We start from the raw sequence: 14,396 nt of genomic DNA, 5'->3' as shown, positions 1-14,396 counted from the left end.
CCATGGCATTGTTAGACATCAAGAATCTTTCGGTGCACTTTGGTACCGAAGCCCGCCCCATCATCGCGGTGGAACATCTGGATTTACAGATTGATGCAGGCGAAGTGGTTGGCATCGTGGGGGAATCCGGCTCGGGCAAAAGCGTAACCTCGCTGGCGCTGATGGGCCTGATTGATGCGCCGGGGCGCGTTTCTGCTGAATCCTTCAGCTTTGACGGACGTAACCTGCTCACGCTCCCCAAGCGCGAACGCCGCGCCATGCTCGGGCGAGACATCGCCATGATCTTTCAGGACCCGATGACCTCGCTCAACCCCTGCTTTACGGTGGGGGATCACCTGATCGAAACTCTGGCCGTACATGAGGGCGGCAGCCGTAAAGCCTTGCGCAACCGGGCGCTGGAGCTGCTCACACAGGTGGAGATTCCCGACCCGGCACGGCGCATGGCAGCCTATCCGCACCAGCTATCCGGTGGCATGAGCCAGCGAGTGATGATTGCGCTCGCCATTGCCTGCAATCCGCGCCTGCTGATTGCCGACGAGCCAACCACGGCGCTTGATGTGACCGTACAGGCACAGGTACTGGAATTATTGCTACGCCTGCAGCGTGAGCGCGGCATGGCCCTGATGCTGATTACGCACGATCTGGGCGTGGTGGCAGAAACGGCCCATCGCGTCGTCGTGATGTATGCCGGGCAGGTCATGGAAACAGGCAAGGTGCCCAGCATCTTTACCCAGCCTCGCCATCCGTATACCGAAGCGCTGCTCTCGGCCTTGCCGGAAAACAATATAGGGCGCGAACGTCTGCAGACCATCCCCGGGGTGGTGCCAGGAGCATATGACCGGCCACAGGGCTGCCTGCTCGCCCCACGCTGCCAGTATGCGCAAGAATCCTGCCGCACAACCCGGCCCACGCTTGCCAGCCCTGACGCTGGCAGCCAGGTGCGCTGCTTTTTCCCTCTGCATACCAGCGGCCCCAAGGAATAAGTCATGAGTGTTGAACATCACTTGTTGCAGGCCGACAATCTGGCCAAACATTACCCGGTTTCCACCGGCTTTCTCAAACCCAAGGGGCTGGTGCGTGCGCTCGATGGCGTGAGCTTCAGCCTTGTGGCGGGCAAAACGCTGGCGGTGGTAGGCGAATCCGGCTGTGGCAAAACCACACTGGCCCGCCAGATCACCATGATCGAATCCCCCACTGCAGGCCATCTACGGCTTGATGGCGTGGATATCGCCAGCAGCAGTGCCGACCAGCGCAAGGCGCTGCGGCCCAAGGTGCAGATGGTTTTCCAGAATCCCTATGCCAGCCTGAACCCCCGCAAGCGGGTGGGCAGCATTCTGGAAGAGCCGCTGGTCATCCACACCCAGCTCAATGCGGCAGAACGCGCAGAAAAAGCCCGCGCCATGATGGCCCGGGTGGGATTGCGGCCCGAACATTATGGCCGCTATCCGCATATGTTCTCCGGCGGCCAGCGCCAGCGGATTGCGATTGCCCGCGCCTTGATGACTGGCCCCAAGCTGGTGGTGGCTGATGAGCCGGTCTCTGCGCTGGATGTGTCGATTCAGGCCCAGGTGCTGAACCTGCTGATGGATTTGCAAGCCGAAACGCACATTGCATATATATTCATATCGCATAACCTCGCCGTCGTTGAGCATATTGCCGACGAGGTCATCGTGATGTATCTGGGGCGCGTGGTGGAACAAGGCAGCAAGCGAGAGATTTTCGATCACCCCCGCCATCCCTACACCCAGGCCTTGCTGGCAGCCACCCCGAGAGTTGAGGCAGAGCAACGCCAGATCAAGGTGATGGCGCGCGGAGAATTGCCTTCACCGCTCGATCCGCCCCCCGGCTGCGCCTTCCACCGGCGCTGTCCGCATGCCAGCGAGGTGTGTCGCAGCGAAGTACCGGTCTTGCGGCAGGTCGACAATCATATGGCCGCCTGCCATCACGCCGAGGAGATTGGCTAAAGATGGTAAAAGCACTGGATATTTGCACCTAAACAGGGCAAATCACTGTTGGCAACGATCAAATTCCGGCCAAATACACCATTTTCTATAGAAAATGGTGTATTTGCTTGATCTAGCACTTCGTCTTCCGCCTTGTATGCGCTAGGATGTGCGCGCTTTGTAGCTCATCCACGTCAAATTCAATCTAGAGGAAGCTCTCATGAACATGCCCACCACCGCGCCCAGCGGCCCCGCGTGGCGTCAGGCAATCGCTGGAGCACAAATATTGTTTGTGGCTTTCGGCGCACTTGTCCTGGTGCCCTTGCTGACAGGTCTAAATCCGAGCATGGCCTTACTTGGCGCTGGTGTCGGAACACTGCTCTTTCAACTGGTCACGCGCCGCGAAGTGCCAATTTTTCTGGGTTCGAGTTTCGCTTTCATCGCCCCGATCATCTTTGCCACCAAACAATGGGGCCTGCCAGCCACCATGGGGGCACTGGCTTGTGTAAGCGTGATGTATTTCGTGTTCTCGGGTCTGGTTGCCCGTCATGGCGCAGACATCGTTCACAAAGTCATGCCCCCCGTTGTGATCGGCCCGATCATCATGGTGATTGGTCTGTCACTGTCTGGCGTAGCCGTGAATATGGCCATGGGCAAGGCAGGCAGCAATATTCCCAATACCCAGGCTTTGTTGCTTGCTGCGGTTGCGCTGGGCACCACGATCCTTGTCGCCATTTTTGCCCATCGATTCCTGCGCTTGGTCCCCATCCTGATTGGGGTGGGGGTTGGTTATACCGTAGCAGCCCTCATGGGTGTTGTCGATTTCAGCAAGATCATTGCCGCACCCTGGTTTGAGATTCCCAATTTCACGGCACCGCAATTTAACGTTTCAGCAGTGTTATTCATGCTGCCGGTCGCTTTGGCACCCGCCATTGAACACGTGGGCAACGTCATTGCCGTAGGGGGTGTAACGGGTGTGGATTACACAAAGAAGCCGGGCCTGCATCGCACCCTGGCGGGTGACGGCCTTGGCGTTCTGTTTGCTGGGATGGTCGGTGGCCCCCCCATCACCACCTATGCTGAAGTCACGGGGGCTGTAACCCTGACGCGCAACTTCAACCCGGTGATCATGACCTGGGCCGCCGTATTTGCCGTGGCAATGGCCTTCGTCGGCAAATTCAATGCGCTGCTGCAGTCCATCCCTGCACCTGTAATGGGCGGCATCATGATCCTGCTGTTCGGTTCAATTGCCGCCATCGGCCTGAAAACACTGGTCAATGACCGTACCGATCTGGAACAGCCACGCAACCTCATCATTGTGTCGGTTGTACTGGTGTTGGGTATTGGCGGGTTCAGCATCGAGATTGGCAACTTCGTTATGCAAGGCGTCAGCCTGTGCGGAGTCGTCGCCATTCTCTTGCATTTACTGCTGCCCCACACACGCAAAGAGTAAGTCACCGTCGCATAAAACAAGGCTGCTTAAGAGCCCCTCCGGGGGTTTCTTAAGCAGCCTTTGCATTTTTCACGTTTGCTCATGCCCGTCTCCACGCGATAATGTGCGGCATGGAACAATCAAAATCGCTCTTTGTCCACCGCTCCTTCATCCACTTCTGGGCTGGAAGAATCGCAACCACCATGGCCAATCAGATGATGATGGTCGCGGTGGGCTGGCAGATGTATGACCTCACGCACAGCGCATGGGATCTTGGCATGGTGGGGCTTGCACAGTTCATCCCTGCCCTGCTCCTGACATTGGTGGTCGGCCAGGTGGCGGACCGGTTTGATCGCAGTCGCGTTCTTGCCGTATGCCTTGCCGGCCAATTACTGGTGACCTTAGGTTTGATTTGGGGCACATTGGGTGGGTGGATCAGCCGTGAATTTATCTTCATCGCATCCGTCGCCTTAGGCACAACCAAGGCTTTTCAGATGCCCACCCAGCAGGCGCTTGGCCCCCTGCTGGTTCCGCCATCAATCCTGCCGCGTGCCCTGGCTTTCAACTCTGCGGGGGCGCAATTTGCCATCATCGCCGGTCCCGCGATTGGTGGGTTCATCTACGTAGCAGGCGCACAGGCGGTTTACACGGTATGCAGCCTGCTGTTTGTTCTGGCGCTGGTATTTATCCTCCAGATCCGCCTTGCTCCAAGCGCCACCATTGCACGCAAACCCGTTAACCTGCAAAGCCTGCTCGCAGGGATTCATTTCATTTGGGAACGCAAATCTGTGCTTGGTGCGATTTCCCTGGATCTCTTCGCCGTACTGCTTGGCGGCGCCACAGCACTTCTCCCCATTTTTGCGCGTGACATCCTGCATTGTGGCCCCTGGGCCCTGGGTCTGTTGCGTTCAGCCCCTGCTGTGGGGGCATTCACGATGTCGATCTGGCTGACTCGCCACCCTATTCAGCGCAATGTAGGCAAGGTCATGTTCGCTTCTGTTGCATTGTATGGCATCACTACGGTGGTGTTTGGTATCTCCACCTACTTCCTGCTTTCCCTGGCGATGTTGGCCATATCGGGAGCCGCTGACATGGTGAGCGTTGTGATACGCCAGTCCCTGGTGCAGTTGGAAACGCCAGATGACATGCGCGGACGGGTCAGCGCAGTCAATTCGATATTTATTGGGGCCTCCAATCAGTTGGGAGAATTTGAGTCAGGAATGACCGCCGCCTGGTGGGGCACTGTGCCGTCTGTGGTGATTGGAGGACTCGGAACCCTGACAGTTGTAGCGCTTTGGATGAAAGCCTTTCCGAGTTTGGCAAGACGTCAGACCCTGACCTAAAGGGTAGAGCGAGCCTCACCAGCAAGGTATTTCACAAATAATTACATTTACACACCTTCAGTCTTCAAAACTTTTGACGATAACGACGTTAATGGCGGTTGAAGTGATTCAGTTTTAGATCGCCGAGCCTTTCATAATCTGTAGCCAGAAGGATGGGGAAGCCGCACAAAACCGAAACAAATAAGGATTTTGAGCAGCGCACAAACCTCATTTCATCTTCACGACAGATTTGTGGACTGGTTCCAAAAAAAACCGGGAAAACAAGACTGATGAACGACATTACAGCCCAGTGGCTGAATTTGCCTACTCCGCTGGAACCTTATTTGCTGCAACCAGCATACGTTGATGGTCGCCTTACCATCGGTTGGAATTCGCATCGATTGAGCAGCGTATATCAGCCGATTGTCAGCTTTAGCCACAGCAGTGTGGTGGGGCATGAGGCTTTGGTTCGTGTACAAACAGCAGATGGAGCCTCACTCCCCCCTCCCAGCCTGTTTGAAGCAGCCCGCGCCCTGGGCGAAACAGTCACGGTAGACCGGGCGTGCCGGGTCATGCACACATTCAATGCGCAGGATACTGAAGGCTGGTTATTCCTCAATGTACACCCCAATCTGTTTGCCACCCAGCATGAGATTGATGGAAAAACCTATTCTGAAGCGCTGACCCGCCATTTTGGTTTGGAACCCCATCGGGCAATTCTGGAGGTCACCGAAGAATCGGTTTCTGATCTGGAACGCTTTGAAGAGGGCATCAGTGGCTTGCGAGAACTCGGCATGGGCTTGGCAATTGATGATTTTGGTGCGGGTCACTCAAATTTCGACCGCATCTGGCACATTCAGCCGGATGTCGTAAAGCTTGATCGTAGTTTTGCCGTCCGCGCAATTCAGGATGATCGGGTGCGCCGCATGCTGCCGCGTTTGGTGGATCTTCTTCACGAAACCGGTGCAATGGTCCTGCTTGAAGGCATTGAGACAGAAGATCAGGCGCTGATCGCCATGGATGCAGATGTCGACTTTGGTCAAGGCTATTATTTTGCCCACCCCAAAACCCTGCCTAGCCGCTCACCCTATGAACTGGCCGAGCGGATGGGGAACCTCTGGCGCACGCATGACGTCAAAGTTTCAGCGCGTGAGCATTCCCGCCGCGCTGCACTGGAACCTTACATCCATGCCATCGCCCAGGCGGCCCAATGCTTCGCGGACGGATGTGGCAATGAAGATGCGGCCAAGGCCTACCTGACCTTGCCCATGACGCAATGCTTTTATGTGCTGGATCACGAAGGCCACCAGATTGGCCAAAATCTGAATGCGCCGCGTGGGCAAGGCAGCCATATTCTGCTGGAATTGGGACGTATGCCTGGCGCACGATGGTCTCGACGGCAATACTTCAAACGTGCCATTGCAGGCGAAGGCCGCCCGCAAGTCACCCGGCCTTACGCTTCGCTCACCACGGGAAGAATTTGCGTCACCATCTCAACACGCGTTGAACGCGATGGTGCCGAGCATGTTGTCTGTGGTGACGTAGATTGGGAGGCCATGAGCCAATCCACGGACTAATCATCCGGACTAAGCATCTTTTCCCTGCCCTTCAGTCCACTTCCCCATTTCATGAATCGGGGTTGGATCTGTTGTGAAATTCGTACTGTAAGTGCAGAAGCACGGCAATGATGTTGATTTAGAAATGGAATTACTTCGTCGACGCCCTACAATGAAGCAAAGCTGAAGCCTTGGTGGCATTTGTCTTTATGGCTTTTGCTCTCTCATTCAGGGAGTCACATGACTGTTATCGCGGTTGTCAATCGCAAAGGTGGGTCAGGTAAGTCTACGCTGGCTACACATATTGCAGCCTACCTGGCCTCTTTGGGTGAAGATGTGATGCTGGGAGACGTAGACCGGCTACAGTCCTCACGGCTCTGGCTCAGTTTGCGGGGCGCCGAGCAGGCAAAGATTCATGGCTGGTCGATTGACGAAGACAAGTTTGCCCGCCCACCTGCTGGCGTTCGGCAGGTCGTCCTCGATACCCCGGGTGGCTTTCACGGCTTCAGCCTCATGAAGGTATCCATGCATGCCGATGCAATTGTGATCCCCCTCACGCCTGGCGTATTTGATCGCATGGCCGCAGCAGAAAGCATCAAGGAATTGCGCAGTTTCCCCCGTGTAGCCACGGGCAAATGCCGCCTTGTCTGTGTTGGGATGCGGGTTGATGGACGAACCGGGCAAGCCACTGAACTTGCCGCCTGGGCACAATCGCAGGATATTCCCTTGCTGGGTTGTATCCGCATGGCGCAGGCTTACGCCCGATGTATGGAGCGGGGCCTGTCACTATTTGATTTCCCGAGTACCAAGGTGGAACAATACCTGACCGACTGGGAAGTCCTCAAAAATTGGCTGGATGAGGTGCTATCGGCCGCACCGGCTGCGCCGGGTAGCCACCTGACCCAAAGCGAACGCCTTGGGCAAGGAAGCAGCAAGGTAGGGATGTCTTATCCGGTCGTCAGAAACAGTCTGGCTTAGGCACCGGCCTTCTCTTTTACCGCAGCAGCCAAAGCCATGTCCAGCACCAACACATGGCGGCGGAACCAGTCGCTCAGCATTTTGTCGATATCCAGCGTCAGCGTTTGCGCACCACGATCCAGACGGGATTGCAGGGCATGTACTTCGCTCACAAAGCGGTCATGGTCAGCCTTGTGGGCAACATAGCCCTCAAAACCAATTCGCTGCATGAACTCTTCTTCCCGTTGGAAGTGGGCCTCTACGTAGTGCGCCAGATCCTCAACAACCGTTGCGGCATCCTGCGTCACCAAGCCCTGGGGCATGGTGTGTTGGAGGTTGTCCAATAACGCAAATAAGTGGCGGTGATCATCATCAATGGCTTGATTACCAACACTCAGATCTTCAGTCCAGCAAATTTCACTCACGGTGTACTCCTGATTGCAGATTAATGGATATCGAATTCTTCACTGTATGGAAGACTAAGCAAAAACGCAGACAATATCCACTGCACAACGCAAGCCAAATGTAAAAAAGCCCGGCGGGCCGGGCTTTTGTAAATCACGCGGCCCCATCCTTGCACGGATGAAGCCGGTGTCTTATTCAATAATCTTGATGTTCGAAGCTTGCTTGCCCTTCGGGCCGGTTGTCACGTCGAAACTTACGCGTTGATTTTCGGCCAAAGAGCGAAACCCCTTGCTCTGGATAGCAGAGAAATGCGCGAAAAGATCTTCACCACCATCATCAGGTTTGATAAAGCCAAAACCCTTGGAATCATTGAACCACTTCACAATACCAGTTGCCATGATCAATAAGCGTCCCGAGAATTAACAATAACCGCAGCATTGCTGCACTGGAGGCTCGCTGTGGTCGCTTACTTCAGGCGCCCTGGAATGGGCAAAACTCAAGATCAACATACCTTACAAGACCTCGGCTAAAACTATGGCTTGCCTCTTCGCAGAATGCAAGCCCCTGTCGTTTTTTAGCCAAAACGCCCTGTGATGTAATCCTCGGTCTGCTTCTTGCTCGGCTTCACAAAGATACGGTCGGTTTCCCCAAATTCGATCAACTCGCCCAGATACATATAGGCTGTAAAGTCCGAAATGCGGGCAGCCTGCTGCATATTGTGTGTGACGATAACAATGGTGAAGTCGTTCTTCAACTCATCAATCAACTCTTCGATCCGCATCGTTGAAATGGGGTCAAGTGCGGAAGTCGGCTCATCAAGCAGCAGCACTTCCGGCTTGACGGCCACGCCACGTGCAATACACAGGCGTTGTTGCTGACCACCAGACAGACTCATACCGCTCTTGTAGAGCTTATCCTTAACCTCATCCCACAGCGCAGACTTGCGCAAGGCCCATTCAACACGTTCGTCCATTTCAGCCTTCGACAGGCTTTCATGCAGACGCACCCCAAACGCAATATTGTCATAGATCGACATGGGGAAAGGAGTGGGCTTCTGAAACACCATCCCAACCTTGGCCCGCAGTACTGACAAATCGATATCCCGACCAAGAATATTGTGCCCATCAAGCAGCAACTCACCTTCCGCGCGCTGTTCCGGGTAAAGGTCGTACATCCGGTTGATGGTACGCAACAGGGTAGACTTGCCGCAGCCCGAGGGACCAATGAAGGCAGTCACCTTGTTTTTGCTCAGGCCCAGATTGATCCCTTTGAGCGCGTGATATTTACCGTAGTAAAAATTAAAATTCTTGAATTCGATCTGTGACACCAGATTGCTCATGATCGCCATCTTCTCCAGAAATTCAGTCTAATGCTCAGTTCGAGTGTTGTTGGCGGAAGAATACGCGCGCAACGATGTTCAGTGCCAATACGCCCAGGGTGATCAGCAACACCCCAGCCCAGGCAAGACGCTGAAGGTTGGGGTCGCCGTTCATGGCAAATTCATAGATCACCTTTGGCAGATTGGCGATGGGGTGAGACATGTCCAAGCTCCAAAACTGGTTGGACAAGGCGGTAAAGAGCAAGGGAGCGGTTTCCCCCGCAATCCGCGCCACAGACAGCAGAATCCCGGTCACGACCCCAGCTTTAGCTGCTCTCAAGGTGACCCACAAAATCACCGTGCGCTTTGGCGCCCCCAAGGCATAGGCGGCCTCCCGCAAAGAGTTGGGAACGAGCAGCAACATGCTCTCGGTTGTGCGAACCACCACGGGAATCACGATCAGTGCCAAGGCCAAAGCCCCAGCCCAGCCAGAGAACTGCCCCGTCTTTGCCACCACAACGGCATAAACAAAAAGGCCGATCACAATGGAAGGCGCAGATAACAAAAGGTCATTCACATAGCGGGTCAGCTTGCCCAACAAGGTGCTTTGGCCATATTCCGCCAGATAAATCCCCACCAGAATACCCAAAGGTGAGCCAATCAAGGCGCCTGCTGCCACAAGCAGGCCGCTGCCAGCAATCGCATTTGCCAGCCCGCCCCCTTGCACGCCAACTGTGGGCGTCATTTGGGTAAACAAATCGACTGAAAAAGCCAAGATACCTGATTCCAGTACGGTAAAAAGAATCCAGGCCAGCCAGAACAAGCCAAACAGCATTGCCCCCAGCGACAGTGACAAGGCAATTTTATTGACGAGCTTACGTTTGCTATGCAATTGCATGAATATTCTCACTCAGCTCTTTGTACCTTCGCCTTTTGCAAGACGTGCCAGGAATAGTTTGGAAAGCATCAGGACAATGAGTGTGATCACAAAGAGTAGCAACCCCAGTTCCATCAATGCCGAGGTATGCAAACCTGGTGATGCTTCGCCAAATTCATTCGCCAGGGCCGAGGTGATGCTATTGCCTGGCATGTAAAGTGAAGCCGAAGACAGGAAGTTGGTATTACCGATCACGAATGTGATCGCCATGGTTTCACCCAATGCCCGCCCCAGGCCGAGGATAACGCCACCTACCACACCCGCTTTGGAATGTGGCAGCACAACGTTCCACACCACTTCCCAGGTCGTGCATCCCAAGCCATAGGCAGATTCCTTGACCATTACCGGGGTCACAGCAAACACATCCCGCATCACCGAAGCGATGAAGGGAATAATCATGATAGCGAGGATAACACCGGCAGAAAGCAGGCCGATCCCCATCGCGGGCCCTTGAAACAGCGCCCCGATGAGGGGGAGTTTGCCCAGGGTAGCCGTCAGTGCAGGCTGGACCTTATCTGCAAATATCGGGGCAAACACCAGCAGGCCCCACATGCCGTACACAATACTGGGAATCGCAGCAAGCAGTTCAATAGCGACCCCAAGCGGGCGACGCATCCAAACGGGGGCGAGTTCAGTCAGGAACAGCGCGATTCCGAAGCTCACCGGTACCGCAATGAACAGCGCGATAGCCGAGGTCACCAAAGTGCCGTAGATCGGCACCACCGCCCCGAACTTCTGCATGGGCGGATTCCACTCGGTAGTAATCAGGAAGTTGAGGCCAAATTCCTTGATGCTCGGCCAGGCTGCGACACATAAGGAAACAAGAATCCCGGCCAGAATGACCAGGACCAGGAATGCGACTGAGCGCGTCAGCCATGCAAAGACGATATCAAGAACATCGTGCCGGGCACGTCCCAATTTTTCATCTTTTGACGTAATGCCCTTTTGCAACGGTGAATTCAACTCCCCTACCCCCATAACGGAATCCTCCGAGGCCAAAACGGCCTCGGAAGCACCTCCGCGCGATTCGACGGAGATTGTCATGGCTTACTTGGCGGCGAATACAGATTTACCAGAAGCGTCCTTGATCTGCGCCCAAGCAGCAGAACTGATCAGCTTCACAGTTTCCGCAGGCAGGGGAACGTAGTCCAGATCCCGCGCCAACTTGCCACCGTTTTTGTAAGCCCAGTCAAAGAATTTCAAAACTTCGGTCCCCTGGGCGGGCTTATCCTGGCTCTTGTGCATCAGGATAAACGTCGCGCTGGAGATCGGCCAAGCATCCTTGCCAGCCTGGTCGGTCAGAATTTCGTAGAAGCTGTTGCTCCAGTCAGCCTTTGCAGCAGCGGCGGCAAAGGTGGGATCATCAGGCTGCGGGAAATTCTTGTCCTTATTCTGCACCAGAGTGTACGTCAGCTTGTTCTGCTTGGCGTAGGCAAATTCAACATAACCAATAGAACCTGCCAGGCGTTGCACGAAAGCAGACACACCTTCGTTACCCTTGCCGCCCAAACCTACCGGCCATTGCGGTGCAGTACCCTCGCCTACCTTTTGCTTCCACTCAGGGGAAACTTTGGAGAGGTAGTTGGTGAACACAAAGGAAGTGCCCGAACCATCGGCACGACGTACCACACCGATATCGTGATCCGGCAGATTCAGCGTCGGGTTCAGTTCCTTGATCGCCTTATCGTTCCACTTGGTAATCTTGCCCAGGTAGATGTCGGCCAGCACTTGGCCAGTCAACTTCATTTCACCCGGCTTCACGCCTGCCAGATTCACAACAGGCACCACGCCACCAATCACGGTGGGGAACTGAACCAAACCATCCTTGTTCAGTTCTTCGGGCTTCAAAGGCATATCGGACGCGCCGAAATCGACAGTTTTGGCCTGAATTTGCTTGATGCCGCCACCGGAGCCGATGGATTGATAGTTGATGCGGTTACCCGTTGCCTTTTGATAGGCTTCAGCCCACTTCGCGTAGATAGGCGCGGGGAAAGAAGCACCTGCACCCGTCACATCTGCAGCATGGGCAACAGCAACGCCAGACATCGCTGCCAGTGCAATGGCAGTACGCAACACGATCATCTTCATTTGGATAAGTCCTCAAGGGTTGAGACGAAGCACAGACATCGTATTGCGCGAATGTTACAAAACCATTACCACTGTCACAATTACAGCTCATGCAGGTGCATTACGCCATTCCTGGGCCGCTTATTGCCCAGAAGACTTGGTCACGACCGCCGCAATGCGGCGAGCCAGCATATCAACCTGATCTCGGTTCTGCCCTTCCACTAATACCCGCAGCAAGGGTTCAGTGCCAGAAGCGCGAAGGAGTACCCGCCCGGTCCCCGCCAACTCAGCCTCCGCAGCCTGCACTGCGGCAGCAATGCTGCTATCAACCGACCAGTCAAAGCGGACATTCATGCGGACATTGACCAGACGTTGCGGATAGAAGACAAGGTCAGAACAGGCTTGGGACAAGGATTCGCCATGGGTGCGCAACGCTGCCAATACCTGCAGGGATGAGACAATGCCATCGCCCGTAGAATGACGATCCAGGCAGATGATGTGACCAGAGTTCTCGCCACCCAGCTTGTAGCCTTTGGCGTGCAACAATTCCAGTACGTAGCGATCCCCGACCTTGGCACGACAAAATGGGATATCCAGCCGCTTGAGCGCATGCTCAAACCCCAGATTACTCATAAGGGTTCCAACCACCCCATTGCAACGCCCTTCCTTGTGCTGGGCACGAGCAATCACATAGAGCAGCTTGTCGCCGTCGTAAAGTTCGCCACTGCGATCGCACATCAACAGGCGATCTGCATCGCCGTCCAGTGCGATTCCCAGATCCGCACCATGTGTCAGCACAGCTTGGCGCAAACTCTCAGGCACCGTGGCACCCACCCCATCGTTGATATTCAGGCCGTTGGGCGCAGCCCCAACAGTGACCACCTCGGCACCCAGCTCATGAAACACCTTGGGCGCGATGTGATACGCCGCACCGTTAGCGCAATCCACTGCGATCTTCAAACCACGCAGGTCAAGTTCGGTCGGGAAGGTGCTCTTGCAAAATTCAATATAACGCCCGGCAGCATCGTCAATCCGTCGGGCACGGCCCAATGAAGCCGAATCTGCACATCCCATCGGTTCGTCCAGATGCGCTTCAATCTCTTCTTCTACAGCGTCAGCCAGTTTTGAACCGCTGGAAGAGAAAAACTTAATACCGTTATCATAATACGGGTTGTGTGACGCAGAAATCACCACGCCTGCCTGCAAACGCAGGGCACGCGTCAAATAGGCCACCGCTGGCGTGGGAATCGGCCCAGCCAGGATCACATGCACGCCTGCAGCAGCAAACCCTGCCTCCAGCGCCGCTTCAAGCATGTAGCCCGAAATACGCGTGTCCTTGCCGATCAGCACAGCAGGATGTTCACCTTCCTTCAGATGTTCGCGCGCCACCAGAGTCTTGCCTGCCGCGTAGCCCAGACGCATGACGAAATCGGGGGTGATCGGACTATTGCCAACCTGCCCACGCACACCATCAGTACCGAAATATCTCCGAGCCACTTGGTTGATCCTCTCTTATATATGGTGGTGGCGGATTGTGCCTTGTCGCCCGCCCATGCTCAATAGGCGTTGATGCGATCCCGCTCAATGGCCGCCCAGACAGACAACGCGTCCCGCGTTGCCGCCACATCATGTACCCGCAAAATGGCCGCCCCACGCTGCGCAGCCAACACGGCAGCCGTAGCCCCCGCAAAGACACGCTGGTTGACATCCCGCCCGGTCAGCTTGCCCAACATGGTTTTGCGCGATACCCCCACTAGCACAGGCCAACGCCTTGCACATAATTCAGGCAGGGCTTTAAACAATTGCAGATTGTGTTCCAAAGTTTTGCCAAAACCAAAACCTGGATCGACACAAAGTCGATCTGCCGCAACCCCTTGTGCCATCAAAGCTGCACAGCGCTCCTGAAGGAATGCCTCCACTTCCTTGACCACATCTTGATACTGGGGCGCCACCTGCATGCTACGCGGTGCGCCCTGCATATGCATGAGACACACCCCGACGTCGCTTTGGGCCACAAGCTGTTCCGCACCAGGAGCACGCAGCGCATTGATATCATTAATGATCGCAGCCCCAGCCCGAATAGCTGCCTGCATCACCTCAGGCTTGACGGTATCCACCGAAACAGGCACTCCGAGCGAGACCAAAGCCTCAAGCGCAGGCATGACTCGATCCAGTTCTTCCTGTACTGGCACCGATTCAGACCCAGGACGCGTAGATTCGCCCCCCAGATCAAGAATCGCCGCACCCTCTCGTATGGCAGCCTCTCCCTGACACATGGCTGCATCACGAGAACCAGACAAACCATCGCCTGAAAATGAGTCTGGCGTCACATTGATGATGGCCATGATGGCGGGCACATCAAAGCTGAGCGTATAGCGCCCACACCGCCACAAAGAGGGAACCGACATAAAGCATCCTCATCCGTAAAGAAAAGGCCCCGCATCTGCGGGGCCTTGGCG

The 14,396-nt window shown here is 55.2% G+C and carries 14 protein-coding genes; 6 read left to right on the top strand and 8 right to left on the bottom strand.

Annotated features, from left to right (window positions below; all coding sequences use genetic code 11):
- The first annotated feature begins 2 nt into the window (after positions 1-2).
- The 6 genes from B145_RS0116985 to B145_RS26070 all read left to right on the top strand — a co-directional run bounded on the left by B145_RS0116985 (position 3) and on the right by B145_RS26070 (position 7,231).
- A complete protein-coding gene (locus B145_RS0116985) occupies positions 3-983 on the top strand; it encodes an ABC transporter ATP-binding protein (RefSeq protein ID WP_018608959.1) in 981 nt (326 codons plus the stop codon).
- A 3-nt stretch (positions 984-986) separates the two neighbouring features.
- Positions 987-1,964, top strand: coding sequence for a dipeptide ABC transporter ATP-binding protein (locus B145_RS0116980; RefSeq protein WP_018608958.1), 978 nt, complete (start codon positions 987-989; stop codon positions 1,962-1,964).
- A gap of 199 nt (positions 1,965-2,163) precedes the next feature.
- On the top strand, positions 2,164-3,396 hold the full coding sequence (locus tag B145_RS0116975; protein ID WP_018608957.1) for a uracil-xanthine permease family protein: 1,233 nt from the start codon (positions 2,164-2,166) through the stop codon (positions 3,394-3,396).
- Between the two features lie 110 nt (positions 3,397-3,506).
- A complete protein-coding gene (locus tag B145_RS0116970; RefSeq protein ID WP_026259231.1) occupies positions 3,507-4,718 on the top strand; it encodes an MFS transporter in 1,212 nt (403 codons plus the stop codon).
- A 269-nt stretch (positions 4,719-4,987) separates the two neighbouring features.
- Complete coding sequence (locus B145_RS26075; RefSeq protein ID WP_018608955.1) at positions 4,988-6,274, top strand: sensor domain-containing phosphodiesterase; 1,287 nt, start codon at positions 4,988-4,990, stop codon at positions 6,272-6,274.
- Positions 6,275-6,493: 219 nt separating this feature from the next.
- Positions 6,494-7,231: a ParA family protein gene (locus tag B145_RS26070; protein ID WP_018608954.1), complete on the top strand. Its 738-nt coding sequence runs from the start codon at positions 6,494-6,496 to the stop codon at positions 7,229-7,231.
- Here the strand turns inward: B145_RS26070 and B145_RS27650 are convergent.
- The 8 genes from B145_RS27650 to folP all read right to left on the bottom strand — a co-directional run bounded on the left by B145_RS27650 (position 7,228) and on the right by folP (position 14,345).
- A complete protein-coding gene (locus B145_RS27650) occupies positions 7,228-7,635 on the bottom strand; it encodes a bacteriohemerythrin (protein WP_018608953.1) in 408 nt (135 codons plus the stop codon). The two genes, B145_RS26070 and B145_RS27650, sit on opposite strands and share 4 nt — an antisense overlap.
- 171 nt (positions 7,636-7,806) lie before the next feature.
- Positions 7,807-8,013 carry a cold-shock protein gene (locus tag B145_RS0116950; protein ID WP_026259230.1) on the bottom strand — a complete coding sequence of 69 codons (207 nt, stop codon included), beginning with the start codon at positions 8,011-8,013 and terminating at the stop codon, positions 7,807-7,809.
- Positions 8,014-8,189: 176 nt separating this feature from the next.
- The gene (pstB, locus tag B145_RS0116945) at positions 8,190-8,963 is read right to left on the bottom strand and encodes a phosphate ABC transporter ATP-binding protein PstB (RefSeq protein WP_018608951.1); all 774 of its coding nucleotides are present in this window, start codon (positions 8,961-8,963) and stop codon (positions 8,190-8,192) included.
- Between the two features lie 25 nt (positions 8,964-8,988).
- Complete coding sequence (pstA, locus tag B145_RS0116940; protein ID WP_018608950.1) at positions 8,989-9,831, bottom strand: phosphate ABC transporter permease PstA; 843 nt, start codon at positions 9,829-9,831, stop codon at positions 8,989-8,991.
- 12 nt (positions 9,832-9,843) lie between these two features.
- Positions 9,844-10,914, bottom strand: a complete 1,071-nt coding sequence (gene pstC, locus B145_RS0116935; RefSeq protein ID WP_245541883.1) for a phosphate ABC transporter permease PstC — start codon at positions 10,912-10,914, stop codon at positions 9,844-9,846.
- A gap of 3 nt (positions 10,915-10,917) precedes the next feature.
- Positions 10,918-11,958 carry a phosphate ABC transporter substrate-binding protein PstS gene (gene pstS / locus B145_RS0116930; protein ID WP_018608948.1) on the bottom strand — a complete coding sequence of 347 codons (1,041 nt, stop codon included), beginning with the start codon at positions 11,956-11,958 and terminating at the stop codon, positions 10,918-10,920.
- A gap of 120 nt (positions 11,959-12,078) precedes the next feature.
- Positions 12,079-13,434 carry a phosphoglucosamine mutase gene (gene glmM, locus B145_RS0116925; RefSeq protein ID WP_026259225.1) on the bottom strand — a complete coding sequence of 452 codons (1,356 nt, stop codon included), beginning with the start codon at positions 13,432-13,434 and terminating at the stop codon, positions 12,079-12,081.
- Between the two features lie 59 nt (positions 13,435-13,493).
- Positions 13,494-14,345, bottom strand: coding sequence for a dihydropteroate synthase (gene folP, locus B145_RS0116920; protein ID WP_018608946.1), 852 nt, complete (start codon positions 14,343-14,345; stop codon positions 13,494-13,496).
- Positions 14,346-14,396 lie beyond the last annotated feature (51 nt).

The organism is Uliginosibacterium gangwonense DSM 18521 (genome assembly GCF_000373965.1).
In the GTDB taxonomy this organism is placed as follows: domain Bacteria; phylum Pseudomonadota; class Gammaproteobacteria; order Burkholderiales; family Rhodocyclaceae; genus Uliginosibacterium; species Uliginosibacterium gangwonense.
The sequence above is the reverse complement of the archived record's forward strand: the minus strand, read 5'-3'. Positions and strand labels throughout refer to the sequence as shown.